This is a genomic window from Micromonospora sp. NBC_00821 (genome assembly GCF_036347035.1).
GTDB classification, from domain to species: domain Bacteria; phylum Actinomycetota; class Actinomycetes; order Mycobacteriales; family Micromonosporaceae; genus Micromonospora; species Micromonospora hortensis.
Genome location: NZ_CP108880.1, coordinates 6301935 through 6328095, shown reverse-complemented (window position 1 = coordinate 6328095; position 26161 = coordinate 6301935). Strand labels below are relative to the sequence as shown.

General features: G+C 71.4%; 24 protein-coding genes and 2 pseudogenes. 14 read left to right on the top strand and 12 right to left on the bottom strand.

Annotated elements, in window-relative coordinates; all coding sequences use genetic code 11:
- The first annotated feature begins 160 nt into the window (after window positions 1-160).
- The gene (locus OHB44_RS29000; RefSeq protein ID WP_330438892.1) at window positions 161-1426 is read left to right on the top strand and encodes an AGE family epimerase/isomerase; all 1266 of its coding nucleotides are present in this window, start codon (window positions 161-163) and stop codon (window positions 1424-1426) included.
- Window positions 1423-2376 (top strand): carbohydrate kinase family protein, encoded by a 954-nt coding sequence (locus OHB44_RS28995; RefSeq protein ID WP_330438891.1) that lies wholly within the window; start codon window positions 1423-1425, stop codon window positions 2374-2376. Before OHB44_RS29000 ends, OHB44_RS28995 begins: the two co-directional genes overlap by 4 nt.
- Window positions 2377-2570: 194 nt before the next feature.
- Here OHB44_RS28995 and OHB44_RS28990 read toward each other — a convergent pair whose 3' ends face one another.
- The 3 genes from OHB44_RS28990 to OHB44_RS28980 all read right to left on the bottom strand — a co-directional run bounded on the left by OHB44_RS28990 (window position 2571) and on the right by OHB44_RS28980 (window position 6157).
- Window positions 2571-3539 (bottom strand): LacI family DNA-binding transcriptional regulator, encoded by a 969-nt coding sequence (locus tag OHB44_RS28990; RefSeq protein ID WP_266305277.1) that lies wholly within the window; start codon window positions 3537-3539, stop codon window positions 2571-2573.
- A gap of 72 nt (window positions 3540-3611) precedes the next feature.
- Complete coding sequence (locus tag OHB44_RS28985) at window positions 3612-4991, bottom strand: FAD-dependent oxidoreductase (protein ID WP_238687393.1); 1380 nt, start codon at window positions 4989-4991, stop codon at window positions 3612-3614.
- Window positions 4992-5014: 23 nt separating this feature from the next.
- Window positions 5015-6157 carry a carboxylate-amine ligase gene (locus OHB44_RS28980; protein ID WP_372488423.1) on the bottom strand — a complete coding sequence of 381 codons (1143 nt, stop codon included), beginning with the start codon at window positions 6155-6157 and terminating at the stop codon, window positions 5015-5017.
- Window positions 6158-6313: 156 nt separating this feature from the next.
- Between OHB44_RS28980 and OHB44_RS28975 the strand changes: the two genes are divergently transcribed.
- The 3 genes from OHB44_RS28975 to OHB44_RS28965 all read left to right on the top strand — a co-directional run bounded on the left by OHB44_RS28975 (window position 6314) and on the right by OHB44_RS28965 (window position 8884).
- Complete coding sequence (locus OHB44_RS28975) at window positions 6314-6607, top strand: DUF6412 domain-containing protein (RefSeq protein ID WP_266304528.1); 294 nt, start codon at window positions 6314-6316, stop codon at window positions 6605-6607.
- Between the two features lie 102 nt (window positions 6608-6709).
- Window positions 6710-7465, top strand: coding sequence for a YidC/Oxa1 family membrane protein insertase (locus OHB44_RS28970; RefSeq protein WP_330438890.1), 756 nt, complete (start codon window positions 6710-6712; stop codon window positions 7463-7465).
- 63 nt (window positions 7466-7528) lie between these two features.
- On the top strand, window positions 7529-8884 hold the full coding sequence (locus OHB44_RS28965; RefSeq protein ID WP_330438889.1) for a chitinase: 1356 nt from the start codon (window positions 7529-7531) through the stop codon (window positions 8882-8884).
- A 51-nt stretch (window positions 8885-8935) separates the two neighbouring features.
- On the opposite strand, the gene OHB44_RS28960 is transcribed toward OHB44_RS28965, so the two are convergent.
- Entirely contained in the window at window positions 8936-9607 is a 672-nt protein-coding gene (locus OHB44_RS28960; protein ID WP_238687389.1) for a DedA family protein, read from the bottom strand.
- Window positions 9608-9676: 69 nt separating this feature from the next.
- Window positions 9677-10291: a DUF1349 domain-containing protein gene (locus OHB44_RS28955; RefSeq protein WP_330438888.1), complete on the bottom strand. Its 615-nt coding sequence runs from the start codon at window positions 10289-10291 to the stop codon at window positions 9677-9679.
- Between the two features lie 110 nt (window positions 10292-10401).
- Here OHB44_RS28955 and OHB44_RS28950 point away from each other — a divergent pair, with 110 nt between their 5' ends.
- Both OHB44_RS28950 and fabG read left to right on the top strand, forming a co-directional pair.
- Entirely contained in the window at window positions 10402-12054 is a 1653-nt protein-coding gene (locus OHB44_RS28950) for an alpha-amylase family protein (RefSeq protein ID WP_238687387.1), read from the top strand.
- Between the two features lie 43 nt (window positions 12055-12097).
- Window positions 12098-12856: a 3-oxoacyl-ACP reductase FabG gene (fabG, locus tag OHB44_RS28945; protein WP_238687386.1), complete on the top strand. Its 759-nt coding sequence runs from the start codon at window positions 12098-12100 to the stop codon at window positions 12854-12856.
- 104 nt (window positions 12857-12960) lie between these two features.
- Here the strand turns inward: fabG and OHB44_RS28940 are convergent, their stop codons facing one another.
- Entirely contained in the window at window positions 12961-13377 is a 417-nt protein-coding gene (locus tag OHB44_RS28940) for a hypothetical protein (protein ID WP_091405972.1), read from the bottom strand.
- On the bottom strand, window positions 13370-13762 hold the full coding sequence (locus tag OHB44_RS28935) for a hypothetical protein (RefSeq protein ID WP_238687385.1): 393 nt from the start codon (window positions 13760-13762) through the stop codon (window positions 13370-13372). Before OHB44_RS28935 ends, OHB44_RS28940 begins: the two co-directional genes overlap by 8 nt.
- Window positions 13763-14086: 324 nt before the next feature.
- Here OHB44_RS28935 and OHB44_RS28930 point away from each other — a divergent pair, with 324 nt between their 5' ends.
- Window positions 14087-14989 (top strand): Gfo/Idh/MocA family protein, encoded by a 903-nt coding sequence (locus tag OHB44_RS28930; RefSeq protein WP_238687384.1) that lies wholly within the window; start codon window positions 14087-14089, stop codon window positions 14987-14989.
- A 225-nt stretch (window positions 14990-15214) separates the two neighbouring features.
- Here the strand turns inward: OHB44_RS28930 and OHB44_RS28925 are convergent, their stop codons facing one another.
- A complete protein-coding gene (locus OHB44_RS28925; RefSeq protein WP_266304535.1) occupies window positions 15215-15406 on the bottom strand; it encodes a DUF2795 domain-containing protein in 192 nt (63 codons plus the stop codon).
- A 128-nt stretch (window positions 15407-15534) separates the two neighbouring features.
- Here OHB44_RS28925 and OHB44_RS28920 point away from each other — a divergent pair, with 128 nt between their 5' ends.
- Window positions 15535-16791, top strand: coding sequence for an erythromycin esterase family protein (locus OHB44_RS28920; protein ID WP_238687382.1), 1257 nt, complete (start codon window positions 15535-15537; stop codon window positions 16789-16791).
- Window positions 16792-16892: 101 nt separating this feature from the next.
- On the opposite strand, the pseudogene OHB44_RS33550 reads toward OHB44_RS28920, so the two are convergent.
- The 4 genes and pseudogenes from OHB44_RS33550 to OHB44_RS28905 form a co-directional block, all read right to left on the bottom strand.
- Window positions 16893-18017 (bottom strand): annotated as a pseudogene (locus OHB44_RS33550) (MMPL family transporter); the annotation flags it as partial.
- Between the two features lie 107 nt (window positions 18018-18124).
- Window positions 18125-19130 (bottom strand): annotated as a pseudogene (locus tag OHB44_RS33545) (MMPL family transporter); the annotation flags it as partial.
- Window positions 19130-19717 carry a TetR/AcrR family transcriptional regulator gene (locus OHB44_RS28910; protein ID WP_330438886.1) on the bottom strand — a complete coding sequence of 196 codons (588 nt, stop codon included), beginning with the start codon at window positions 19715-19717 and terminating at the stop codon, window positions 19130-19132. The gene OHB44_RS28910 and the pseudogene OHB44_RS33545, both read right to left, overlap by 1 nt.
- A gap of 102 nt (window positions 19718-19819) precedes the next feature.
- Window positions 19820-20254: a winged helix-turn-helix transcriptional regulator gene (locus OHB44_RS28905; RefSeq protein ID WP_238687379.1), complete on the bottom strand. Its 435-nt coding sequence runs from the start codon at window positions 20252-20254 to the stop codon at window positions 19820-19822.
- A gap of 74 nt (window positions 20255-20328) precedes the next feature.
- Between OHB44_RS28905 and OHB44_RS28900 the strand changes: the two genes are divergently transcribed.
- The 5 genes from OHB44_RS28900 (at window position 20329) to OHB44_RS28880 (ending at window position 26152) form a co-directional block, all read left to right on the top strand.
- On the top strand, window positions 20329-21813 hold the full coding sequence (locus tag OHB44_RS28900) for an MFS transporter (protein ID WP_330438885.1): 1485 nt from the start codon (window positions 20329-20331) through the stop codon (window positions 21811-21813).
- A gap of 31 nt (window positions 21814-21844) precedes the next feature.
- Complete coding sequence (locus OHB44_RS28895) at window positions 21845-22804, top strand: DNA polymerase domain-containing protein (RefSeq protein ID WP_238687377.1); 960 nt, start codon at window positions 21845-21847, stop codon at window positions 22802-22804.
- Window positions 22805-22875: 71 nt separating this feature from the next.
- Window positions 22876-23325 carry a helix-turn-helix transcriptional regulator gene (locus OHB44_RS28890; RefSeq protein ID WP_238687376.1) on the top strand — a complete coding sequence of 150 codons (450 nt, stop codon included), beginning with the start codon at window positions 22876-22878 and terminating at the stop codon, window positions 23323-23325.
- 5 nt (window positions 23326-23330) lie between these two features.
- Window positions 23331-23741 carry a VOC family protein gene (locus OHB44_RS28885; protein ID WP_330438884.1) on the top strand — a complete coding sequence of 137 codons (411 nt, stop codon included), beginning with the start codon at window positions 23331-23333 and terminating at the stop codon, window positions 23739-23741.
- A gap of 29 nt (window positions 23742-23770) precedes the next feature.
- A complete protein-coding gene (locus OHB44_RS28880) occupies window positions 23771-26152 on the top strand; it encodes an excinuclease ABC subunit UvrA (protein WP_330438883.1) in 2382 nt (793 codons plus the stop codon).
- The last annotated feature ends 9 nt before the right edge of the window (window positions 26153-26161 follow it).

Sequence of the window (26161 nt, the reverse complement as noted above, 5' to 3'; positions counted from 1 at the left end):
ACAACGATGTCAACGGGCAAATGGGAGGAAAAGCCTCCCGCCGCGCTCCGACCCCGGCCAGTCGATTCGTGGCGTACCGTTGGCGGTTTTGCGGCGCGGACCCGGTCCGTCGCCGATCCTGGCCGTATGTCCCTTTCCTACCCGACGGTGACCAGCTGAGATGACCGACGTGCCCCGATCCGACGCCGCAACGACCCCTGCTCCGGCGGGGTCACCAGACCTGCCCGATCTGAACGAGTTCCTCGTCGACCAGACCCGGACGCTGCTCGACACCGCCCGCCGCTCGGTCCGGCCCGAGGGCGGCTTCTGGTGGCTCACCGACGACCGCACCCCGGATCGCGGCGAACCGATCCACACCTGGATCACCTGCCGGATGACCCACGTGGCCGCCCTCGCCCACCGCAACGGCGACCCGGACGCCGCCGCCCTGGTCGACCACGGGATCACCGCGCTCAGCACGCTGCTGCGCGACGACCGGTACGGCGGCTGGTTCGGCGCGGTGGACCAGCAGGGAGTACCCGTCAACGACCGTAAGGCCGGCTACGACCACGCGTTCGTGCTGCTCGCCGCCTCCAGCGCCGCGCGCGCCGGACGGCCCGGCGCGGACCGGCTGCTCGCCGACGTGCTGGACGTCGTGCGGGACCGGTTCTGGGACGACGACGCCGGCGCGGTCCGCGAATCGTGGAACCGGGACTGGACGGTCACCGAGGACTACCGGGGCGCCAACAGCAGCATGCACATGGTCGAGGCGTTCCTCGGCGCTGCCGCCGCCACCGGTGACGCGAGCTGGGCCGACCGGGCCCTGCGGATCGCCACCCACCTGGTGCACGGTGAGGCGGCCCGACACGACTGGCGGCTGCCCGAGCACTTCACCACCGACTGGACGCCGCTGCCCGACTACAACCGGGACCAGCCCGCCGACCCGTTCCGGCCGTACGGCTCCACGATCGGGCACTGGCTGGAGTGGGCCCGGCTGCTGCTGGAGTTGGAGGCGGTGCTGCCGCAGCCACCCCGCTGGCTGCTCGCCGACGCCCGCGCCCTGTTCGCCGCGGCCGTGCGTCGCGGCTGGGCGGTCGACGGCGCGGACGGCTTCATCTACACCATCGACTGGGACGACCGGCCGGTGGTGCGCTCCCGGATGCACTGGGTTCTCGCCGAGGCCATCGGCGCGGCGATCACCCTGCACCGCCGCACCGGGGACACCGTCTACCTCGACTGGTACCAGGTCTTCTGGGCGTACGCCCGTCGCGGTCTCATCGACCAGACCGGATGGCGGCACGAGTTGGACGCGCAGAACCTGCCCGCCGACACGGTCTGGCACGGCCGACCGGACGTCTACCACGCCTACCAGGCGGTACTGCTGTCCCGCGCGGCCGACGGGCTCGGCGGCCCCGGCCCGCTCGCACCGGGGGAGGTGACCGCGTGATCGTCGTCGCGGGTGAGGCGCTGATCGACCTCGTCGTCACCGCCGAGGGGCAGCGGGCCGTGCCCGGTGGCTCCCCGGCGAACGTCGCGGTCACCCTGGCCCGGCTCGACCAGCCGGTACGACTGCTGGCCCGACTCGCCAGCGATGCGTACGGTCGGCAACTCGTCGAGCATCTGAGCGCCAACCGGGTGGACCTGGAGTGGGCGGTACGCGCCGAGGAGCCCACGTCGGTGGCGGTGGCCACCCTGAACGCCGCCGGGCAGGCCAGCTACGAGTTCCGGCTGGCCGGTGCGGCCGACTGGCAATGGACGCCGCAGGAGCTGCCCGAGCTGGCCGGCTCACCGGCGATCGCGCTGCACACCGGATCCCTCGCGCTCGCGTTGGCACCCGGCGCGAACGCGCTGGAGGACCTGCTCACCCGGGAACGCCGGCGGGATGGGCTCACCGTCTCCATCGACCTCAACCTGCGCCCGAGCATCGTCACCGACCGGGCGGCGGAGCAGGAACGGGTAGGCCGGCAGATTCGCCTCGCGCACCTGGTCAAGGCCAGCGACGAGGACCTGGCCTGGCTCTACCCGGGCCGTTCCGTGGCCGACGTGATGACCGAGTGGCGTACCGCCGGTGTGTCCTGCGCCGTGGTGACCCGCGGCGGGGACGGCGCCTGGCTGCTCGCGCCGGACGGCTCGCTGCACGAGGAGCCGGCGGTCCGCACCACGGTGGTCGACACCGTCGGCGCCGGCGACTCGTTCACCGGTGGCCTGCTGGCCGCGCTGGCCGACCTTGACGCGCTCGGTGACCGCCCCGCCGACCGGCTCGCCGCGGTGACCCCGCAGCAGTGGGGTGCGGTGCTCCGGCAGGCCGCCACTGTGGCGGCACTGACCTGCGGCCGTCGGGGTGCCGACCCGCCCCGCCGCTCGGAGGTGGCGGCCCGCCTCACCCCCGCAAACTGACTCCTTTGCTCTGCACCCGCGGATGCGACGGCTACGAGCCGTGACCGGCCGTGACCGCTGGTGACCGGCCGTGACCGGTGCGCATAAGGGTGCAGAGCAAAGGAGGGGGCAGGGGGTTGTCGGCCTTGCTCCTCCGGGGCGTGCACGTCCTGCTCAACGCTCGCGGTTCCGCCACCGGATGGGGCGGGCGGGGGTCAGGTGAGGCCGCGGGGTCGGAGCCGCGTGGGGAGCACCGTGGTTGTCGGTGGGGAGTCGTCGCCGGCTATGCGCTCGAACAGCCGTTCTGTGGCGACCCTCGCCAGTTCCCGGGTGTCGTAGGCGACGACGGTCAGCGGTCGGGGCATCAGGTGGGCCAGCTCGAAGTCGTCGAAGCCGACCAGCGCGGCGTCACTGCCCCGCCGGTGCAGCTCCTGGAGCGCGCCGACGGTGAGCCGGTTGTTGGCGCAGAAGAACGCGGTGGGCGGCTCCGGAAGGTCGAGCAGCGCGGCCACCGCCCGGCTGGCCTCCTCGGGAGCGATGAGCCGCTCACGGATCAGCGACTCGTCCGGCTCGACCCCGGCGGCGTCCAGTGCCGCCCGTGCCCCGGCCAGCCGCTCCCGCATCGTGGGTACGCTCGGAGCGCCGAGCAGCAGCCCCACCCGTCGATGCCCCTCGTCGAGCAGCGCGCTCACCCCGGCGTGGCTGCCACCCCGGTTGTCCAACAGCACGGCGTCGGCCTGAAGCCCCTGCGGCGGCCGGTCCAGGAACACCACAGGCATGCCCAGCTCGACCTCCCGACGCAGGAACGAGTGGTCCAGGCCCGCCGGCACCACCAGCAGGCCGTCGACGCGGCGTTGGGTGAAATCCTGGAGCAGGGCGCGTTCGCGCTCCGGGTCCTCCTCCGACGACGCGGTGATCAGCATGGTGCCGTGGGCGGCGGCGATCTCGGCGGCGACGCTCGCGATGGTCGCGTAGAACGGGTTGGCGATCTCCTCGATCAGCAGCCCGACCGTGGCGTTGAGCTGCCGGGAGCGCAGGTTACGAGCGATGTCGTTGCGCCGGAAGCCCAGCTCGGCGATGGCGGCCAGCACCCGGCCGACCAACTCCTGGCCGACCGGCTCGTCGTTCACGACCCGGGAGACCGTCTTCAGGCTGACGTCGGCCCGCCGGGCCACGTCGACCATCGTGGGACGCCGACGCACTGTCGGCCGGGTCGGGGTCTGGGTCACGGGGTGGTCCTCCACGGCAGGCGCGGGTCAACGGTCGAGGGCGGCGAGCGCGTCGACCGCTTTTCGGGCGGCGATGAGCACCGGATCCCAGACCGGCGCGTACGGCGGAGCGTAGCCCAGGTCCAGCTGTGTCATATCGTCCACCGTCATGCCGTTCCACAGCGCCACGGCCAGCGAGTCGATCCGTTTGGCCGCCTCGGACCAGCCGACGATCTGCGCGCCGAGCAACCGGCCGCTGGGGCGCTCGGCGATCAGCTTGACGGTCATCGGCCGGGCGCCCGGGTAGTAGCCGGCCCGGTTGGTCGACTCGGCGATCACCGAGACGAACTCGAAGCCGGCAGCCGTGGCGTCGCGCTCGCGCAGACCCGTCCGACCCACCTCCAGGTCGCAGACCTTCGTCACCGCCGTGCCGATCACGCCCGTGAAGGTGGCGTACCCGCCGCCGATGTTGATCCCGGCGACCCGGCCCTGCTTGTTGGCGTGCGTGCCGAGCGGCACGTGCACCGGCAACCCGCTGACCCGGTGCAGGGTCTCCACGCAGTCACCGGCCGCCCAGACCCCGGGGTGCCCGGGCACCCGCATCCGGCGGTCCACCCGGATCGCGCCGGTCGGCCCGAGGGGCAGCCCGGCCGCCTCCGCGAGCGCGGCGTTGGGGCGTACGCCCAGACCCATGACCACGACGTCGGTCGGGATCGGCCCCTCGGCGGTGACCACGGCGGACACCCGGCCGTCCCGCTCCTCCAGGCCGGTCACCGGCAGGCTGCCGCGGATCGTGATGCCGAGGCCGCGCATCGCCTCGGCGACCAGCTCGCCCATGTCGCTGTCGACAGTCGACATGGGCTGCTCGCCGGCCTCCACCAGGGTCACCGAGAGGCCGCGTTGGATGAGGGCCTCGGCGATCTCGACGCCGATGTACCCGCCGCCGACCACCACGGCCCGGCGCGGCTGCGGGTCGGCGTCCAGCCAGTCGCGTAGCGCCGCGCCGTCGTCGAGGGTCTGCATGCCGAACACGCCGCCCGCGTCGGTGATCGCCCACGACGGTTTCACCGGCACCGCGCCGGTGGCGTACATCAGGTCGTCGAAGCGTTCGCGGACCTCGCCGCCGCCCTTCAGGTCCCGCGCGACCACCTCGCGGCGTTCCAGGTCGATGGCAGTGACCTCGTGACGCATCCGGACGTCCATCGCGTAGTCGGTGCGGAACGTCTCCGGGGTCCGGGCGATCAACGCCTCGGGGCCGGGCACCAGGCCACTGATCCAGTACGGGATGCCGCACGCCGAGTAGGAGGTGAAGTTGCCCCGCTCGAAGACCACGATCTCCAGGTCGCCACGGTCACGGCGGCGTCGGGCCTGGGACGCCGCCGACATACCGGCGGCGTCTCCGCCGATGACGATCAGCCGTTGCGCCACGGGTTCATCCTGTCATGCGGTGATCAGCCGCGGGTCTGCCGCGCGACGTCCTGCACCACGTCGGTGAGTCGGCCGGTGCGCTCGAACACCGCGCGCTGCCGCGCCGCGCCGCTGCCGTGCCGGCGCAACCCACCCAGCAGGTCGGTCACCTCGGCCCAGTCGCCGTGCTGCTCCAGCGCCGGCCGCATCCGCTCCACGAACCGGTCCAACAGCTCCCAGGCCGGGCGCAGCTCACCGTTGGTGACGTCGACGGCTTCACCTTCCAGGCCGTCATGGGCGGCCCGCCAGTGCGCCCCGACCAGCAGGTGGTGGTCGGTCTGCAACGCCGGTCGGCCGGCCTCGACATCCGCCATGGCGGTGGCCACCAGCGCCCGGACCAGCGCGGCGACCAGCACCGCGTCGTCCACCGACGGGCAGACGTCGCCGATCCGCAGCTCCACGGTCGGATACTTCGCCGACAGGCGGGCGTACCAGTAGAGCATCCCCTCGTCGAGCATCACCCCGCTGGAGATCAACTGGCGGATCAGCCGCTGGTAGTGCTCGTGCGACTCCAGGAACGGCGTCGGCGCCACCGACGGCCAGCGCTCCCACTCCACCGAGCGCCAACTGGCGTAGCCGGTGTCCTCGCCCCGGGAGAACGGCGAGTTGGTGGTGACCGCGTGCAGCATTGGCAGCCACGGCCGTACGTGGTTGAGCACCTGCACGCCGGTGTCCGGGTCGGGCACCCCGACGTGTACGTGCATGCCGTTGTTGCCGGGGCCGGGGACGAGCAGCCGGAACCGCTCGATCATCCGGTCGAAGCGGGGCTTGTCCACCACTGGCGGCACCGGGCCGTCCACCGGGCCGGTGCCGATGGCGAGCAGGCGTACGCCGGCCCGCTCGGCGGCGTCGGAGAGCGCCCGACGCAGGACGCCGAGGGAGTGCCGGATCGACGAGAGCTCGAGGCCGGGCGGGCTGCCGATCTCGATCTGACTGGTCTGGAACTCCCGCTCCACCTGCCCGCGAAGTTCGGCCGGCACCTGCTCCATGACCAGGTCCACGGCCGGAACCGCGGCCCCGGTGTGCGGGTCGACGAGCAGGAACTCCTCCTCGACACCCACGGTGAGCAACCCGGTCGCCGCAGCCATGTCGCTGGGCGCCTCCGCCACCTGACCCGTCATCGACATCACCCGTCCGTTCCTACCGTTCGCGGTCCGTCCGCGCCGGTCCTTCGTGGTTACCCAACGTGGCGATGCCGGGAAACGTGGCGGCGACGCGGCGTTGGAGGGCGGGCCGCCGGGGATTCGGCTGGGTGACGTGACAGCGGGTCCTATGCTGAGCCGGTGCCGGTGCTGCTGGGCTATGTCGGGGTCGCGTGGATGTCCGCGTTCGCCCAGCTCACTCTGCTCGCGGGCCGACCGGTCGACCTGCTGGCGGGCGCCGCGCTGACCGCCCTGGTCCTGCTCGCGGTGGTGCTGGCGGCCCGGGTGCACGACCGGGCGGGCGCGCCCGGTGCCGGGCCACGGTGGGCCGGCCTGCGGGCCCGCTCCCGAAGTCGCCGGATGCCCCGCCAGATCGACCCGGATGCCGCCGGTCGGCCTCGTCCCCGTGCTCCGGGGCACCCCTCGGCCGCGTAGCGCCTCGCCGCCGCGCGGCCGATCCCGCCGTCACCGGCCACCCCTGCTGAGCGGATACCGCCCGGGGGAGGGCCTCACCGGAATCGGACCGAGGGGCTTCCCATGCTTGCCTTCGCACCACTGCACGACGCTGTCGCCGCTGCCGGCAGCGCGCTGTCCTGGCTCACCGAGCTGCTCGAACCACTGGCCGGCGGCGGGGCGACCGCCGCCGCCATCGTGCTCTTCACCATCGCCGTCCGCCTGCTGATCTCGCCGCTGACCGTCGCGCAGGTCCGTGGTGAGCGGCGGCGCGCGGCGCTCGCCCCGCAGGTGCGTGACCTTCAGAAGCGGTACGCCGACGACCCGGCGACGCTTCAGCGCGAGGTGTTCACGTTGTACCGCGAGGCTGGCGCGAACCCGATCGCCGGCTGCCTGCCGCTGCTCATCCAGGCGCCGTTCCTGCTGGTGCTGTACCGGTTGTTCAGCACCAGCGAGGGTGGCACCGGGTTGCTGGACGAGCGGTTGGCCGGCGTACCACTGGGTCACCACCTCAGCGACGGGCTGGCCGGTGCGGCCGGACCGCTGTTCGGCGTACTGCTGGTGGTGTTGCTGGTGGTGGCCTGGTGGTCGTCGCGGCGGGCCCGCCGGGCGTCGGCTGCGGTGGGCACTGTGGCCGGTACGCCGGCCGAGGGGCCGGGGGCGGCCACGCTCGGCCGGCTGCTGCCCCTGCTGCCCTTCACGACGGTGCTGGTGGCGCTGGTGCTGCCGCTCGCCGCAGTGATCTACCTGGTGACCACCAGCGTGTGGTCGGCTCTTGAGCAGGCGGTGCTCCGCCGCCCGCAGGCGGTCCCGACGCGCCCCCTGGACAGAAACAGTTAACTGTCTTAATAATTGGCAGCAACGTTGACGTCCATAAATGCCCGTCCGGGCCCGGAGGGTCGCATGAAACGCTCCAGATCCCTTGTCCTGTCCCTCGTAGCCGCCCTCGCGGCGACACTCGGCGCGGCCTGGGTGGCGCTGCCCGCGTACGCCGCCGGGGCCACCGCCAGCTTCGTCAAGACCGCCGACTGGGGCTCCGGCTGGGAGGGGAAGTACACCATCACCAACGGCGGCAGCTCGACCATCAACGGCTGGAACCTCGCCTTCGACCTGCCGTCCGGCACCACCCTCGGCAGCTACTGGGACGCGTTGCTCAGCTCGTCCGGCCAGCGGCACACCTTCACCAACCGATCGTGGAACGGCGCGATCGCCCCGGGCGCGTCGGTCTCCTTCGGTTTCCTGGCCAGCGGCTCCGGCTCACCGAGCGGCTGCCAGCTCAACGGCGCGTCCTGCGGCGGCGGTACCCCACCGACCACGCCACCGCCCACCACGCCACCGCCCACCGACCCGCCCACCGGTGGGCTGCCGAAACACCTGCTCACCGGGTACTGGCACAACTTCGACAACCCCGCCGTCGAGCTGCGGCTCCGCGACGTCCCCGCCGAGTACGACCTGGTGGCGGTCGCCTTCGCCGAGGCCACCGCGACTCCCGGCGCGCTCACCTTCGGCGTCGACCCCGGGCTGGCCGCCGCGCTCGGCGGCTACACCGACGCGGACTTCACCGCCGACGTGCGCACCCTGCACAGCCGGGGCAAGCGGGTGATCCTCTCCGTCGGTGGTGAGACCGGCCGGGTAACAGTGAACAACGCCGCGTCGGCCACCGCGTTCGCCAACACGGCAGCCGCGTTGATCGCCCGGTACGGCTTCGACGGGATCGACATCGACCTGGAGAACGGGCTCAACCCGACCTACATGGCGCAGGCGCTGCGTGCGCTGCGGGCCACTGTCGGGTCGAGCCTGATCATCGCGATGGCGCCGCAGACCATCGACATGCAGAACCCGGCCGGCGGCTACTTCAAGCTGGCGCTCGACATCAAGGACATCCTCACTGTCGTCAACACCCAGTACTACAACTCCGGCGCCATGCTCGGCTGCGACCAGAACGCCGCGTACGGCCAGGGCACCGTGAACTTCATCGTCGCTTTGGCCTGCATCCAGTTGGAGGCCGGGCTCCGCCCCGACCAGGTCGGCCTCGGCCTGCCCGCCGGAGCGGGAGCGGCCGGCGGCGGCATCGTCGCGCCCAGCGTGGTCAACGCCGCCCTGGACTGCCTGGCCCGAGGCGCCAACTGCGGCAGCTTCCGCCCGCCGCGCACCTACCCCGGCATTCGGGGCGCGATGACCTGGTCGGTGAACTGGGACGTCAGCAACGGCAACGGCTTCGCCAACACGGTGGGCCCACACCTGGACACCCTGCCCTGACCGCGCTCGCCGGCGTCCGGACCGGACGCCGGCGGTGAGCGGGAACGCGGATCAGCGACCGGCGGTCACCGACGGCCGGTCGCCGCGGTCCCGACGCTTGCGAACCTTACGGATCGCCCAACTGGCCACCATCACGACGAAGACCGCGACGATCGCGTAGTTGAACCAGTCGCTGTAGCGCTCGACGTCCTGCCAACGGCGTCCGAGCGCGTAACCGGCTCCCACGATGAGACCGTTCCACACCCCACTGCCGATGGTGGTGAGCAGGATGAACTCACCCAGCGGCATCCGGTTGGCCCCGGCCGGCACGGAAACCAGGCTGCGGACCACCGGCACCACCCGGCCGATCAGCACCGCCCACCGACCGTGCCGCTCGAACCACTTGTCGGCCTTCTCCAGGTCGTCGCTGTCCACCAACGGGATGTGGTCCAGCCAGCGCTTGAGCCGTTCCTCGCCCAGCGCCGCGCCTAGCCAGTAGAGCACCAACGCGCCGACCAGCGAGCCGACCGTCGCGGCCAGCACCACGAGGAAGACGTTGAACTCACCCTCGTGTGCCAGGAAACCGGCGAGGGCCAGCACGATCTCACTGGGGATCGGCGGAACGATGCTCTCCAGCGCCACCAGCAGCGCCACTCCGACCGGGCCCATCGCCTCGATCACCGAGGCCACCCAGCCGGTCAACCCGGTGAACTCGGACGGGTCGCCAGCCTGGGCGTACGCCATGGTCGTCCTTCCGGTCGGCTGTCGGGGATCGGATGGTCATACCCAGCGGGGCGCGAACCACACCTGCGCTCAGTGCTCCGGGTGCAGCGCGGTGTCAGCCGGCCCCTGCCGCCAACCAGTGAACACCACTGTCAGGCCGGCGCGGGACGGCGCGCAGCAGAACGGGCCGGCGACGGCCTCGGCCGTCGGGTCCAGCGGGGCGAGCCGGACCAGTCGCCACGGCTCGTCGTCGACCCGGGCGCGGATGGTCAGCGCGTCGCGGGCCCGGCTGACCCGGACGGTCACCTCCCGGTCCGCCCACTCCGGCACCGGCCCCACCGACCAGTCGGAGAACTCCCGGGTCACCACGGCGCCGAGCTGCGCCTCGCCGTCGCTCACCTCGACACCGGCCTTGGTCCAGGTCCGTTCGTCGACGCGGACGAACGCCCCGGCCTGGTCGAACTGCGCCGAGAAGTCGAGCCGGAAGCTCACCTCCATGGCGGTGCCCACCGGCAGCGGCGCCAGCAGGGCCGGGCCGTTGTCGTGCACGAAGCCGTAGCTGGTCCGTCGCCAGAAGTCGCTCTCCGCCGCCGGTTCGACGACCAACTCGCCGGCCGGGCCCTCCTCGACGCGTACCGGCGGGTGCAGCCAGCTGCCCCGGGACCAGTCCAACAGTTCGCTCGGCGGTACGAGGTCGTTCTCCATGACGGCACGGTAGCCAACGCCGTGTGCCGCCCGCCGCCCGCCGTGCGCCGCCCGCCCCGCGCCCGCCGGACGGGTTTGCCGGGGTGACCGAACGGAGATGTTCCTCCGACATGGGTGACCGTTGGTATTCCGAAGCCGTCGTCTACTGCCTCGACATCGACACGTACGCCGACTCCGACGGCGACGGGGTCGGTGACATCCGTGGGCTGATCGGGAGGCTGGACTACCTGGCCCGGCTCGGGGTGACCTGCCTGTGGCTGCACCCCATCCACCCGTCGCCCAACCGTGACGACGGCTACGACGCCACCGACTTCTACAACGTGGACCCGCGTTTCGGCACCCTGGGCGACTTCGCCGAGCTGCTGCACCAGGCGCAGAACCGGGGCATCCGCGTGATCATCGACCTAGTGGTCAACCACACCTCCGACGAGCACCCGTGGTTTCAGTCCGCCCGCTCCTCGCCGGACTCGCCGTACCGGGACTGGTACGTCTGGTCCGACACCGAGCCGGACGACCGGCACCAGGGCATGGTCTTCCCCGGCGAGCAGGACGAGACCTGGAGCTACGACCGGACCGCCAAGGCGTGGTTCTACCACCGCTTCTACAAGTTCCAGCCGGACCTCAACTTCGCCAATCCGCAGGTCCGGGACGAGATCAAGAAGATCATGTCGTTCTGGCTCCAGCTCGGCGTCTCCGGTTTCCGGATGGACGCGGTGCCGTTCATCATCGAGCTGACCGAACCGGGCAACCCGAACTCCCCGAAGGACTTCGAGTTCCTCACCGAAATGCGCCAGCACGTCCAGTGGCGCCGCGGCGACGCCGTCCTGCTGGCCGAGGCGAACGTCGAGCCGGACCAGCTACCGACGTTCTTCGGCGATGCCAGCGGTTCCGGCAACCGGATCCACATGCTCTTCGACTTCATGCTCAACGGGCGACTCATGCTCTCCCTGGCCCGCCAGGACCCGGAGCAGTTGATCGACGCGTTGCACGACACCCCGAAGCTGCCGGTCGGTGGGCAGTGGGCCACCTTCCTGCGCAACCACGACGAGATCGACCTGTCCCGGCTGACGACCGAACAGCGCAACCAGGTGTACGCGGAGTTCGGCCCGGACGAGAACATGCGCATCTACGACCGGGGCATCCGTCGCCGGCTCGCCCCGATGCTCGGCAACGACCGGCGGCGCATCGAGCTGGCGTACGCCCTGCAGTTCTCGATGCGCGGTACGCCGGTTCTGCGCTACGGCGAGGAGATCGGGATGGGTGAGGACCTGTCGCTGCGCGGTCGGGACGCGATCCGTACCCCGATGCAGTGGTCGTACCAGCCGAACGCCGGCTTCTCCACGGCGGACCCGGAGAAGCTGGTCCGCCCGGTCATCGACAAGGGTGAGTTCGGCTACCAGACGGTGAACGTCACCGCCCAGCGGGGCGACCCGAAGTCGCTGCTCGCCTGGTTCGAGCGCATGATCCGTACGCTGCGGGAGGCGCCGGAGATCGGCTCCGGCTCGACCAGCCACATCGACGTGCCGGTGCCGCCCGGCGTGCTGACGCACCGGGCGGACGGGCCGACCGGGACGATGGTCTTCGTGCACAACCTGGGCACCGACGACGTCGAGGTGGACCTCAGCAGCCTCGAACCGGAGGCCGACCTGCCGATCGACGTGCTCGCCGACCGTGGCTACGGAGAGTTGGGCAAGCTCGGCGCGGTGAAGGTCTCCGGCTACGGATACCGGTGGATTCGCCTATGCCGAGGGTCGGCCTGTTGAGGTTAAGCTCCTCCGATCGACCCCAAGTTACCGGGAGGTAATCATGTCGGAGGAGTCCCGCGTCGCCATCGTCACCGGAGCCGCACGCGGCATCGGCGCGGCCACCGCCCGACGGCTGGCCGCCGACGGAATGGCAGTCGCCGTGGTCGACATCGAGGAGGCGGCCACCAAGGAGACGGTGGACGCCATCGCCGGTGCCGGTGGCCGGGCACTCGGAGTGGGCGCCGACGTGTCCGACCGGGACCAGGTCGAGGCGGCGGTGAGCCGCGTCGCCGCCGAACTGGGCGCGCCCACCGTGCTGGTCAACAACGCCGGTGTGCTCCGCGACAACCTGCTGTTCAAGATGACCAACGCCGACTGGGACACGGTGATGGGGGTGCACCTGCGCGGCGCGTTCCTGGTCAGCCAGGCCGCCCAGAAGCACATGGTGGACCAGAAGTGGGGGCGGATCGTCAACCTCTCCAGCACCTCCGCGCTGGGCAACCGGGGCCAGGCGAACTACGCCGCGGCCAAGGCCGGTCTCCAGGGCTTCACCAAGACGCTCGCCATCGAGCTGGGTCCGTTCGGGGTGACAGTGAACGCTGTCGCGCCCGGCTTCATCGTCACCGACATGACGGCGGCCACCGCTGCCCGCATGAAGGTCGACTTCGACGACTTCCAGAAGCACGCCGCCGCCGAGATCCCGGTTCGTCGCCCGGGTCGGCCGGAGGACGTCGCGCACACCATCTCGTTCCTGGCGAGCGAGGGCGCGGGCTTCGTCTCCGGTCAGGTCATCTACGTCGCGGGCGGCCCACGGGACTGACCCGTACTCCCGACGAGGGCGCTCCGGCAGGTGAGCCGGCGCCCTCGTCGCCGGGTCTGCGCCCTCGTGCGGGTGCGCGGCGGGTCAGGCGGGTGCGCGGCGGGTCAGGCGGGTGCGCGGCGGGTGCGCCAGAGCCAGATCAGGCCGAGCACCGGCAGCACCAACGGGATGTAGCCGTACCCGCTGCCGAACTGCGACCAGACCGTCTCGTCCGGGAAGAGGTCCTTGTCGACCAGGCTCAGGATGCCGACCGCGACCACCCCGACCAGCTCCACCGAGCAGCACGCCAGCGCCACCCGACGGCCGGTGTGACCGGCGCGGGCCAACCCCACAGCCGCCACGATGTAGATGAGCGCGGCGACACCGGAGAGCAGGTACGCCACCGGCGCCTCGTCGAACTTCGTGGCGAGTTGCAAGCCCGCCCGACTCGTCGCCGCGATGGCGAAGAGCAGGTAGACCGCGATCAACAGCCGACCCGGGCCGGAGTTCGTACGCTGCCGGGCCGATCCTGTCTCAACCACCGAGCACCTCCCAGGTCTGCTGCAACCGGACCACCACCACCGGGGCCACGAGGCAGACCGCGCACACGATCGCCGAGCCCCAGCGGGTCGGTTCCATCCGGGCCAGCACCCAGGCCAGGGGTGGCAGGCACACCAGCGTGACGAGGTAGCCGAAGAAGGCACCGGGCTCGCCGGGTCGATCCCCGCCGCCCACGGCGACGAGCGCCAGCACGCTCAACACCAACAACGCCACCTCGACGACGGCCAGACCGACGAACTGCAACCGGTCCGGTGGCCGGTGGCGTACCGCCGCCACCAGCGCCCACACCGCCACGAGCAGCGACAGCACGATCGGCACTGTCGCGACGATCCCGTCCACCGGCGAATCGGCGCCCACGCTGGTCACCGGCACCACCCGGTCGTTGCCTCGGTCACCGGCACAGCCTACTAACCGTCGTAGTAAAGGAGTGCCCTGCCTCTCCGGGTGTGACGCGCACCCGTCGAGGGGTCCGCGGCCCCGGTGCCCACGCTCCTCGGATGGGCGTCAGTCGTCTGCTTGCGGCCAGTGGACGGAGATGGCAAGGAGCGGGTCCGGTCCGTCGTTCCGAGTCTGGAAGTGAAGGTGAGCTGCTTCGATTGGTCGAACCCGCCGCCGTCATGGCCGCCCGGGCGACTAGCGTGGATCACGTCCGTGGCGTTGTCGCGGTGCGGGGAAACAGCGGAGGTACACGTGCTGCGGTTCGGCTTGTTCGGCACCGGTCACTGGGCGATCGAGACGCACGGGAAGGCGTTGCACGCACATCCCGACGCGGAACTGGTCGGAGTGTGGGGCCGCAACCCGGAGCGTGCCTCCGCGCTGGCCGAGCGGTACGGCGTGCCCGCCTACGCCGACGTCGACGCGCTGATCGAGCAGTGCGAGGCGATCGCCGTCGCCCTGCCGCCGGACATCCAGGCCGACATCGCGGTCCGGGCCGCCCGCGCCGGCCGCCACCTGCTGCTGGACAAGCCGCTGGCGCTCAGCGTGGCCGACGCCGACCGGGTCGTGGCCGCCGCCGAGGAGTCCGGGGTCGCCTCGGTCGTCTTCTTCACCCAGCGGTTCCAGCCGAACGTGACAGCGTTCCTCGCCGCCACCGCCGCCGCCGGAGGCTGGCAGCACGGCCGGACCACCGCGTTCGCCTCGATCTTCCAGGACGGCAGCCCGTACGGCGGCTCGTTGTGGCGTCGCGAGCACGGCGCGCTCTGGGACATCGCCCCGCACGCGCTCTCGATCCTCCTGCCGGTGCTGGGTCGGGTGACGCAGGTGGCGGCGATGGACGGACCGAGCGGGATGGTGCATCTGCTGCTCACCCACGAGGGCGGTGCCACGAGCAGCGCCTCGCTCTCCCTGGATGCCCCGACCGAGTCGATGGCCCGGGAGTTCGTGTTCTATGGCGAGAACGGCATCGAGAACGTCCCGTTCGGCGAGAACGACGCGGCTACCGCGTTCGGCGTCGCCATCGACCAGTTGGTCGAGCAGGTGCGGGCCGGCACCCGGGACCACCGCTGCGACGTCCGCTTCGGCCGCGAGGTCGTCGCCATCCTCGCCGCCGCCGAAACCGCCCGCGCCGAATCCCGCACCATCCCAATCCCCTAACCCCCTAACCCCCCGGGCCCCCGGGTCCCGTCGCACCCCACCCACCCACCCACCCACCAGCTCAGGTTGATCAAGAGGTTTGCGTCACGACACGCCACAGGGCATGACGCAAACCTCTTGATCACCGGGGCCGAGTCGAGCCGGGGCGGGCCGGGCCGGGTCGGGCCGGGTCGGGTTCGGGCCGGGCACCCGGGTTCGGGCGGGGCGGGGCGGGGCTGGGTCGGTTTAGGTGGCGGTGGAGAGGGCGGCGTTCAGTTCGTCGGGGGAGTTGAACTGCTCGGGTGGTAGGGCCTGGAGCATTTGCAACATCGCCGTGCTGGCCCCGTTCTCCTGACCCCAGCGGATCAGGTCCTCGCGGGAGACCGGGTAGTCGAGCCCGGCCAGGTACTCCTGCAACTGAACCCCGGTGACGGTCATGTCGGCCGGCTACCCGCTCGCGGTGGTCGTACACCGGCTTGGTTGGGGCCCACGACGGCCCGGCGGCCGGCGTGTCGGCCCGCGACGCGCGCACGGTTTGCCGCAGCGGCGGCCGGGTAGCCGCTGGCATGCTGGTTCAGCGGCTCGGCGCGCCGAGCGATTTCGACCCGTTGCTGGAGCGCGTTCGTAACGCCAGGGTGGTGATGATCGGTGAGTCCACCCACGGCAGCTACGACTACTACCGGTTGCGCGAGCAGCTCACCCGCCGGTTGATCGCGGAGTGCGGTTTCTCCTTCGTCGCCGTGGAGGGTGACTGGCCCGACTGCGACCGGGTGCACCGTTCGGTGACTGCCGCGCCGGGCGGCGCGCTCGAACCGCAGCTCGCACTCGATCAGTTTGAGCGATGGCCGACCTGGATGTGGGCCAATGCCGAGGTGGCCCGGTTCGCGAGCTGGTTGCGGGCCTGGAACGTGGAGCGGCCGGAGGAGCAACGGGCCGGGTTCCACGGCCTCGACGTCTACAGCCTCTGGGAGTCGATGCAGGCGATCTTCGACTACCTGGGGGAGGAGGACCCGAAGTCGCTGGAGGCGGCGCAGGACGCGTACCGGTGCTTCGAACCGTACGGCAAGAGGGTCGAGGAGTACGGCGCGGCAAGCCGGTTCGTCTCCGCCCGGTGCGAGGAGGAAGTTGTCCGGTTGCTCGCCCGGACCCGCGAACACGCCCTGTCCGACGGCCCGGACCGCTTCTCGGCCTGGCAGAACGCGGAGGTGGTGGCCGGCGCCGAGCGCTACTACCGGGCGATGGTGGCCGGCGGGCCGGACTCGTGGAACATCCGCGACACCCACATGCAGGACACCCTGGACCGGCTGTTGGACCGGTACGGCCCCGACGCCCGAGGCATCGTCTGGGCGCACAACACGCACGTCGGGGATGCGCGGGCCACCGACATGGCCGCCGACGGGATGGTCAACATTGGTCAGTTGGCCAGGGAGCGGCACGGCGAGGACGCGGTGGCCCTGGTCGGCTTCGGCAGCTACCGGGGCACCGTGATCGCCGCACCCCGCTGGGGTTCGCCGCCCGAGGCGATGGTGGTGCCCCCGGCCCGGGAGGGCTCGATCGAGCGGCGGTTGCACGAACTGATGCCGGAGCGGGCGGTGCTGATCTTCGGCGGTGACGACCAGCCTGGCTGGGTCACCGACACCGTGGACCACCGGGCGATCGGGGTCGTCTACGACCCGTCGTTCGAGTCCTGGGGCAACTACGTGCCCACCCGCCTCGGCGACCGCTATGACGCCTTCATCTGGTGCGACGACACCACGGCCCTGCACCCGCTACCGGTGCCAGCGGTTCCGGGCGAGATGGAAACCTACCCGGCAGGCGTCTGACGGCCGCCTGCTCGCGTCGATCACGGAGTTGTGGTGCTGGACGAAGGCCTCTGATCGGGGCACGACGGGCACCACAACTCCGTGATCGACAGGGGTGCGGGTTAGACGTGGGTTGGGGTGCGGTCTTCTAGGTGGGTGCGCAGGCCCTCGCCTTCGATGTCCACGTTGGGCAGGGCGCGGTTGAGCCAGCGGGGCAGCCACCAGGCGCGGTCGCCAAGGAGCGACATCACCGCCGGGACGATGGTCATCCGGACCACGAACGCGTCGATGGCGACACCGATCGCGAGCGCGAAGCCCATCGACTTGATCACTGGGTCCTCCAGGAAGACGAAGCCCCCGAAGACCGAGATCATGATCAGCGCGGCGGCCGTGACCACCCGTGCGCCGTGCCCCATGCCGCTGATGGTGGCCTGTCGGGCCGTCTCACCGTGCACGAAGTCCTCCCGCATGCGGGACACCAGGAACACCTCGTAGTCCATGGCGAGCCCGAACAGGATGCCGATGAGCAGGATCGGCAGGAAGCTGATCAGCGGGCCGGGCGTGTCCAGGCCGACCAGGTCGGCGAGGTGCCCCTGCTGGAAGACGGCCACGGTGATGCCGAACGTGGCGGCGACGGTGAGCAGGAAGCCCAGCGCCGCCTTGATCGGCACCAGCAGCGAGCGGAACACCAGCATCAGCAGCAGCACCGAGAGCCCGACCACCAGCAGCAGGTAGATCGGTAGCGCGTCGGAGAGCTTCTCGGAGACGTCGATGCCGATGGCGGTGACGCCGGTGAGCAGTACCTCCGCGTCGGGGATACCGCTTACCGCGCCACGGATGTCGTGCACCAGGGTCTCGGTGGCCTCGTCGGTCGGGCCGGTCTTGGGCACCACGCCGAGCAGCGCGGTCCGGCCGTCCGGGCTGAGCTGGGGTGGCGCCACCGCGAGGACGTTCTCGGTGCGCTGGAGCAGGGCGGTGACCTGCGGTACGGCAGCCGAGGTGGCCTGTGGCGTGTCGCCGGCCACCACCACCGCGAGCCGGCCGGTGAAGCCCGCTCCGAAGCCCTCGACGGTCAGGTCGTTCGCCACCCGGGCGGGTGAGCCGACGGCGGCCGTCGCGGCGCCCGGTAGGGCCAGCCGCATGTCCGGCGTGGGCAGCGCGAGCAGCCCCAGGCCGAGCAGGCCGACCAGGATGACCGGTACGCGGAACCGGGTGACCAGTCGCGCCCAGCGGAAACCGAACCGGTTGCGCTCCTCGGTCGTGGTCGTGGTCGTGGTCGTCGTCGCGGCCGGCCGATCGGTGACGTCCGAGTCGTCCTCGTCAACGGCGGTGCCGTCGGTAGGAACGGAGCGCAGCCGGCGGGGGAGCACCCGGCGACCGGCGAAGCCGAGCAACGCCGGCTGGAGGGTGATGGCTACCAGGACGGCGACCGTGACGGTGCCGGCGGCGGCGAGACCCATCACGGTGAGGAACGGGATGTCCACCACGGCGAGCCCGGCCAGGGCGATGACGACTGTGGCGCCGGCGAAGACCACTGCCGAGCCGGCGGTGCCCACGGCCCGGCCGACCGCCTCCTCCGGGGACAGGCCGTCGAGCAGGTTCTGCCGGTGTCGGGAGGTGATGAAGAGTGAGTAGTCGATGCCGACCGCGAGACCGAGCATCAGCGCCAGGATCGGCGCGGTGCTGGTGAGCTGGACGACGCCGCTCAGCGCGAACAGTCCGGCCATGCCGGCGCCCACGCCGATCAGCGCGTTGAGCATCGTCATGCCGGCGGCGACCAGGGAGCCGAACGTGATGATCAGGACGATAGCGGCGACCAGTACGCCGAGCGCCTCGGTGGAGCCGATCTCCGGCTCGCCGCCGAGCACCTCACCGCCGGGGGCTACCTGCCAGCCCTGCGCCTTCGCCGCTGCGCCAACCTGCTCGTACGCGGTGCGCTGCTCGTCGGTGACGTCGTCCCCGCCGCTGGCGAACTGGACCTGGACCAGCGCGTACCGGCCGTTGGGTGAGACCGCGCCGACCTGGAGCGGGTTGACCGCGCCGACCACGCCGGGCAGTGCCGACGCCTGCTGGACGAGTTCCTGTACCACTGCCTGACCCTGCGGGGTGGCCAGTTGGCCGTCGGCGGGCGCCTTGACCGCGATGGTGCCGGTGGCGCCGCTGGCAGCGGGGAACTGGTCGGCCAGCAGGTCGAGCGCGCGCTGGCTCTCGGTGCCGGGCATTGTGAAGTTGCTCGCCGTCGGGCCGCGCAGGGTCGCCGCGGCCAGGCCGGCGGCGACGAGTACGACGAGCCAGAGCGCGACGACGAGCCGTCGCCGGCGCAACGCGCCCCGGCCGAGCCGGTAGAGCAGGGTGGCCATCAGGAGTCCTTGTCCTCGGTCGTGGGTGGATGGGGCAGTGGCGCGTCGACGGGTTCGACTGCCCGTCGGGCGAGGGTGAGCAGGGCGAGGCGCAGTTCGTCGTCGGGGATGTCGGCGAACTCGCCGCACGCCTCGGAGATGCCGGCGAGCAGCACCAGCGCGGCGATCCGGGCGCCCGGCCGGTCGGAGTGCCCGGCCAACGCGTCCCGCAGCCGGTCGGAGATCTCCTGGATGTGTGCGAAGGCCGGCTGGCACAGCAGTTCCGGGAACTCGCCGCGCAGTACCGCGATCTCCTGCCGGAACCGGACCGCGAGGTCGACGAAGCCCTGTGCGGCGACCTCCTGCGCGGCAGCTCCGGTCAGACCGGCGAGCTGGTCGTCGAGGCTGCGGAGCACCTCGATCGCGGGGGCCATCAGCTCGGCGAGCAGGGCTTCCTTGTTGGCGAAGTGGTAGAGCACAGTGGCCTTGGAGCAGCCGACCTCCCGGGCGATGTCCTGCAGGGAGGTGCCCCGGTAGCCGGTCACCGTGAACTGCCGTGCCGCTGCGGCGAGGATCTCGCCGTGCGTGTCGGGTACCGCTCTGGCCATGCCCGGTCCACCTCCCGCAGACCAGCATGCCTGACCGATCGGTCAGACCCTGACCGATCGGTCAGATGGAAGCGGTGGCGTTCACCACACCCCTGGCGGGTTTTATCCGGCGTGCTGGGTGTCGTACCTGGTCCGCGCCTCGGCGATGGCCCGGCGGTGCCGCTCGGCCCAACTGGTCAGCGCGACGAGCGACTCGTAGAGCTCCAGCGCCATCGGGGTGGCTGTGTATTCGACCTTGGGCGGGACGGTCGGGTAGACCGTGCGGTGCAGCAGGCCGTCCCGTTCCAGGTTGCGCAGCGTCAGGGTGAGCATCCGGCGGCTGATCCCCTCGATGTGCCGCTCCAACTCGGTGAAGCGCACCGGCCCGTGCGAGGCGGCCACCAGGATGCCGATGCTCCACTTGCCGCCGACCCGGTCCAGCACCTCGCGGACCGTGCACGCCCGAGCCTGACCCGGGGTGAACGGCACGTTCTCGGCTGCGCAGGTCAGCTCGGCCTCGACCAGCGCGGACACATCGCTGTTCCTCTGGGACATCAAAGTGCCTCCTTCCGCTCCGGTTCATGGTCACAGACGATGACCTCGGTAACAAACCGTGCACCAAGGAGGGTTTCGTGGAGCGTGTCGTCCCATCCCGTTGGCCGGCGCTGCTGGTGCTCTGCGCCGGCAGCCTGATGATCATCCTGGATGGCACAGTGGTCGCGGTGGCGCTGCCCGCCATCCAACGCGACCTGGGCTTCAGCGCCGCCGGCCTGGCCTGGGTGGTGAACGCCTACCTGGTCGCGTTCGGCGGGCTGCTGCTGCTCGCCGGCCGGCTCGGTGACCTGCTGGGCCGGCGCAGGGTCTTCCTGGCCGGCGTCGCGTTGTTCACGCTGGCCTCGCTGGCCTGCGCGGTCGCCACCGGGCCGGCAGTGCTGGTGGGCGCGCGGTTCGGGCAGGGCGTCGGAGGCGCGCTGGCCATGGCGGTCAGCCTCGGCATGATCGTTCGGCTCTATCCCGAAGCGGCCGAGCGGGCCCGCGCCATCGCCGTCTTCAGCTTCACCGGCGCCGCCGGTGCGTCGGTCGGCACTGTCGCCGGAGGGGTGCTCACCCAGGCCGCCGGCTGGCGGACGATCTTCCTGGTCAACGTGCCGATCGGGGCGGCCATCCTCATCGCGGCCCTCCGCCGGCTCACTGCCGAACGAGGGATCGGCCTGCGCGCCGGCCTGGACCTGCCCGGCGCGCTGCTCGCCACCGCCGGTCTGATGGTCGCCGTGTTGGGCATCGTCGGGACGGGCGAGCACGACTGGACCAGCCCTCGGACGCTCGGCACGGTGGCCCTCGCGGCGCTGCTGCTCGGCGGGTTCGCGCTGCGCCAACGGGTGGCGGCGACCCCGCTGGTGCCGTCCCGGGTGCTGCGCGTCCCGGGCCTGGTGGCGGCGAACGCCGTGCAGTTCCTCATGGTCTGCGCGTACTTCGGATTCCAGTTCCTGCTCGCCGTGGAGCTGCAACTGGTGCTGGGGTTGGACGCCGCCACGACCGGCTGGGCCTTCCTTCCCACCCCGGTCGTGATCGCCGTGGTCTCGCTCGGCCTGGCCGGTCGGCTGATCGCCCGCTTCAATGCCCGGATGGTTCTGCTGGTCGGGCTCGTCCTGGCGACCGTCGGCTTCCTCCTGCTCGCCCGACTGCCCGCCGACGGCGCCTACGTAGCGGACGTGCTCCCCGCGATGGTGATCTTCGGGGTGGCCGGCGGCCTGACCCTGCCGGCGGTCACCACACTCGCCATGGCCGGCGCGACCGACACCGACGCCGGGCTCGCCTCCGGCCTGGCCAACACCACCCAACAGGTCGGCGGGGCGGTCGGCCTGGCCGCGCTGGCCACCCTGGCCGCCAGCCGCAGCGACGGGCTGCGAGCCGCCGGCTGGGCCGAGACCGCCGCGCTCGCCGGCGGCTACCGGACCGCGTTCGCCGTGGCCGCCGGTCTGGTGGTCGCCGCGTGGCTGGTGGCGCTGACCACGGTGCCCCGACGCCCGGCCCGGCCGTCGCCGGTCACCGATCCGTCGGATCCGGCCGGGGTTGGCGCCGGAATCGATTCGTACCGAAGCGCCGCGTCCAGTTGACCGACGGCAGCGGGGCCGGGAGGGTGGTCGGGTGAGCGAGGCTGACGAGACCCGGGACGGCGTGGCCCTGACCAACCTGGACCAGCCGCTGTCCGACCGCGACGACGCGACGAAGCGTGACCTGGTCGACTACCTCGACGCGGTCCGGGACCGGATCCTCCCGCAGCTGCGGGGCCGGCCGCTGTCGGTGATCAGGGTCCGCCCCGGCCAGCCGCCGTTCATGCAGAAGAACCTGCCCCGGTACACCCCGGACTGGGTTCGCCGCGCGCCGGTCTGGGCGGAGGCGTCGCACCGGGAGATCTCGTACGCCCTCTGCGACGACCGCCGCACCCTGCTCTGGTTCGCCAACCAGCGGGCGGTGGAGTACCACCCGACGCTGGCCACCGTGGCGGATCTGCACCGCCCGACCCACCTGATCCTCGACCTGGACCCGCCGGACGGCGACGGGTTCCGCGCGGCGGTCGACGCCGCCCTGCTGGTCCGTCAGGCGCTCGCCGACGCCGGCCTGGCCGGCGCCGTCAAGACCAGCGGCGCCAAGGGCGTGCACGTCTTCGTCCCGGTGACCGACGAACCAACGGCCGAGGAGTTGGCCGCCGCCACCCGGGCCCTCGCCGTCCGCGCCGAGCGGCTCGACCCGGCGTTGGCCACCACGGCGTACATCAAGGAGGACCGGGGTGGCCGGGTCTTCGTGGACGCCACCCGGGCGGGCGGTGCGACAGTGGCCGCCGCGTACAGCCCCCGGCTGCGCCCGGGAATGCCGGTCTCGTTTCCGGTCGACTGGGCCGACCTGACCGAGGTGACCCCCGCCGACTTCACCATCCGGACCGCGCCAGCGCTGCTCGCCGACGGCGACCCGTGGGCCGCCCTGATGCCGGCCCCGCAACCGCTCCCCGCCGACCTGGTGGCCGAGGGCCGGACCATCCCGGTGGCCAGGGTGCAGGCCATGCACGAGGGGAAGCGCCGGGCCCGCGCCCGCCGCGAGGCCGGCTGACCGGCTGGTCGAACCCCCGCCCGCGCTCGGCGTGCGGCGGATTGTCGGTGGGTTGTGGCACGATTTCGCAGGTGAGCAGCAAATCCGACGCGGCCCAGCGACTGGCCGACCTGGCGCGGCTGCGCCGGGTCCGCGACCGGATCGACAGGGAATACGCGTCTCCGCTGGACGTCGAGGCGCTCGCCCGTGGCGCGCACATGTCGGCCGGGCACCTCAGCCGCGAGTTCCGGCTCGCCTATGGCGAATCTCCGTACAGCTACCTCATGACCCGACGGATCGAGCGGGCGATGGCCCTGTTGCGCCGTGGCGACCTGAGCGTCACCGACGTCTGTTTCGCTGTCGGTTGTTCGTCCTTGGGCACCTTCAGCACCCGCTTCACGGAGCTGGTGGGCGTGCCGCCCAGCGTCTACCGGCGGCAGGCGGCGCAGGCGACGGCGGGCATGCCGTCGTGCGTGGCGAAGCAGGTGACCAGACCGGTCAGGAATCGAGAAGCGCGGGTCACCGAGCCGCAACTAGCGTGACCAGCATGGACATCACCATTCACTCGAGTTTTCTTCCGCACACCGACCCGGAGGCCTCGCTGGCCTTCTACCGCGACATCCTCGGCTTCGAGGTCCGCCTCGACGTCGGGTACGAGGGGATGCGGTGGATCACGGTCGGGCCGGTCGGCCAGCCCAGCACCGCCATCGTCCTGCACCCGCCGGCCGCCAACCCCGGCATTACCGACGACGAGCGGCAGACCATCCTTGAGCTGATGGCCAAGGGCAGCTACTTCGGCGTCAACCTCGCCACCACCGACCTCGACGCCACCTTCGCCAAGCTCGAGGCCAGCGACGCCGAGGTCGTCCAGGAGCCGACCGAGCAGCCGTACGGCGTGCGCGACTGTGCCTTCCGCGATCCGGCGGGCAACATGGTCCGCATCCAGGAAGTGCGCTGAGTCCTGCGCGCCCGACAGATGGAGACACGATGAGCACGGCCATCCAGCCGTCCGAGCCGCACGTCGCCGACAGCCACGACCTGATCCGGGTGCAGGGCGCGCGGGTGAACAACCTCAAGGACGTCAGCGTCGAGATCCCGAAGCGGCGGCTGACGGTGTTCACCGGTGTCTCCGGCTCCGGCAAGAGCTCTCTGGTGTTCGGCACGATCGCGGCCGAGTCGCAGCGGATGATCAACGAGACCTACAGCGCCTTCGTGCAGGGCTTCATGCCGACGTTGGCGCGGCCCGAGGTCGACCTGCTGGATGGCCTGACCACGGCGATCATCGTGGACCAGGAGCGGATGGGCGCCAACTCCCGCTCCACCGTCGGCACCGCCACCGACGCCAACGCGATGCTGCGCATCCTGTTCAGCCGGCTCGGGCAGCCGCACATCGGCTCGCCCAACGCCTACTCCTTCAATGTTCCCTCGGTGAAGGCGACCGGGGCGATCACAGTCGAGCGCGGCGCCGGCAAGACGAAGACCGAGAAGGCGACCTTCAACCGTCTCGGCGGCATGTGCCGGCGGTGCGAGGGCATGGGTGCGGTGACCGACATCGACCTGTCGGCGCTCTACGACGACAACCTCTCGCTCAACGAGGGCGCGATCACCATCCCGGGTTACAGCATGGAGGGCTGGTTCGGCCGGATCTTCCGGGGCTGCGGCTACTTCGACCCGGACAAGCCGATCGCCAAGTTCACCAAGCGGGAGCTGCACGACCTGCTCCACCGGGAGCCCACCAAGGTCAAAATCGACGGGATCAACCTGACGTACGCGGGCCTGATCCCGTCGATCCAGAAGTCCTTCCTCGCCAAGGACATCGACGCGTTGCAGCCGCACATCCGCGCCTTCGTGGAGCGCGCGGTGACCTTCACGACCTGCCCCGAGTGTGCCGGCACCCGGCTCAGCAAGGAGGCCCGGTCCTCGAAGATCAAGGGCAAGAACATCGCCGACGCGTGCGCGATGCAGATCAGCGACCTGGCCGCCTGGGTGCGCGGAATCGAAGACCCGTCGGTGGCCCCGTTGCTGGCCGGCCTGCAACACCTCCTCGACTCGTTCGAGGAGATCGGGCTGGGCTACCTGTCGCTCGATCGACCGTCGGGCACCCTCTCCGGCGGTGAGGCGCAGCGCACCAAGATGATCCGCCATCTCGGCTCCTCGCTCACCGACGTCACCTACGTCTTCGACGAGCCGACGATCGGGCTGCACCCGCACGACATCCAACGGATGAACGAGCTGCTGCTCCAACTGCGCGACAAGGGCAACACGGTGCTGGTCGTGGAGCACAAGCCGGAGGCCATCGCCATCGCCGACCACGTCGTCGACCTCGGGCCCGGCGCCGGCACCGAGGGCGGGACCGTCTGTTACGAGGGCACAGTGGAAGGTCTGCGGGCCAGCGGCACCATCACCGGCCGTCACCTCGACGACCGGGCGGCCCTCAAGGAGACGGTGCGGACGCCCACCGGCAAGCTGGAGATCCGGGGGGCCACTGCCAACAACCTCCGGGACGTGAACGTCGACGTACCCCTCGGGGTGCTCGTCGTCGTGACCGGCGTCGCCGGCTCCGGCAAGAGTTCGCTCGTGCACGGATCGATCCCGGCCGGCGCGGGCGTGGTCTCGATCGACCAGGGCGCGATCCGCGGCTCACGGCGCAGCAACCCGGCCACGTACACCGGGTTGCTCGACCCGATCCGTAAGGCGTTCGCGAAGGCCAACGGGGTGAAGCCGGCGCTGTTCAGCGCCAACTCCGAGGGTGCCTGCCCGAGTTGCAACGGCGCCGGTGTCATCTACACCGACCTGGGAATGATGGCGGGCGTCGCCGCGCCCTGCGAGGACTGCGAGGGCAAGCGGTTCCAGGCATCGGTGCTGGAATACCGCTTCGGCGGTCGCGACATCAGCGAGGTGCTTGCGATGTCGGTGACGGAGGCCGAGAAGTTCTTCGGCGCCGGCGAGGCGCGTACGCCGGCAGCGCACGCCATCCTCGACCGGCTCGCCGACGTCGGGCTCGGCTACCTGAGCCTCGGACAGCCGCTCACCACTCTGTCCGGCGGGGAACGGCAACGGCTCAAGCTGGCCACCCACATGGCCGAGAAGGGCGGCGTCTACGTCCTCGACGAGCCGACCACCGGCCTGCACCTGGCCGACGTCGAGCAACTGCTCGGCCTGCTCGACCGCCTGGTCGACTCCGGCAAGTCGGTGATCGTCATCGAGCACCACCAGGCCGTCATGGCGCACGCCGACTGGATCATCGATATCGGTCCCGGCGCCGGCCACGACGGTGGCCGGATCGTCTTCGAGGGCACTCCCGCGGACCTCGTCGCCGCCCGCTCCACCCTCACCGGCGAGCACCTGGCGGCGTACGTCGGCAGCTGACGGCCGCCA